This is a genomic window from Gilliamella sp. X-23 (assembly GCF_057063545.1).
Genome location: NZ_JBXSQG010000030.1, coordinates 1 through 1151, shown reverse-complemented (window position 1 = coordinate 1151; position 1151 = coordinate 1). Strand labels below are relative to the sequence as shown.

Sequence of the window (1151 nt, the reverse complement as noted above, 5' to 3'; positions counted from 1 at the left end):
ACAGTACGACCACCTTCACGAATCGCAAAACGTAAGCCGTCTGCCATCGCGATTGGGTGAATTAATGATACTGTCATTTTGATGTTATCACCAGGCATTACCATTTCTACGCCTTCTGGTAATTCGATAGTACCAGTTACGTCAGTTGTACGGAAGTAGAACTGTGGACGGTAACCTTTGAAGAATGGAGTGTGACGACCACCTTCATCTTTACTTAAGATATACACTTCTGATTCGAAATCAGTATGTGGAGTGATTGAACCTGGTTTTGCAAGTACTTGACCACGTTCGATTTCTTCACGTTTTGTACCACGTAGTAATACACCAACATTTTCACCCGCACGACCTTCGTCAAGCAATTTACGGAACATTTCAACACCAGTACAAGTTGTTTTAGCAGTTGGTTTGATACCAACGATTTCAACTTCTTCACCAACTTTGATGACACCGCGTTCAACACGGCCAGTTACTACTGTACCACGACCTGAAATTGAGAATACGTCTTCAATTGGTAATAGGAATGGTTTGTCGATATCACGCTCTGGCTCTGGAATGTAGCTGTCTAATGCTTCAGCTAATTCAACAATTTTGTCTTCCCATGCTGCATCGCCTTCTAACGCTTTAAGCGCTGAACCACGAATAACTGGTGTATCATCACCTGGGAAATCATATTGAGATAGAAGTTCACGTACTTCCATTTCAACTAATTCTAATAACTCTTCGTCATCAACCATATCACATTTGTTTAAAAATACGATGATGTAAGGAACACCTACTTGACGACCTAAAAGGATGTGCTCACGAGTTTGTGGCATAGGACCATCTGTTGCTGCTACGACTAAGATAGCACCGTCCATTTGTGCCGCACCAGTGATCATGTTTTTAACATAGTCAGCATGGCCCGGGCAGTCTACGTGTGCGTAGTGACGAGTTGGTGTGTCATATTCAACGTGTGAAGTGTTGATGGTGATACCACGTGCTTTTTCTTCTGGTGCGTTATCGATTTGATCGAATGCACGCGCTTGACCGCCGTATTTTTTAGCAAGTACAGAAGTAATTGCCGCAGTTAAAGTTGTTTTACCATGGTCAACGTGGCCGATTGTACCAACGTTAACGTGGGGTTTTGTACGTTCAAATTTTTCTTTAGACAT

At 42.5% G+C, this 1151-nt stretch carries 1 protein-coding gene; it reads right to left on the bottom strand.

Annotated features, from left to right (window positions below; translation table 11 throughout):
* Positions 1–1151: elongation factor Tu (gene tuf, locus ACYH9I_RS11230; RefSeq protein ID WP_483560787.1), on the bottom strand; the 1151-nt coding region annotated here is incomplete at its 3' end.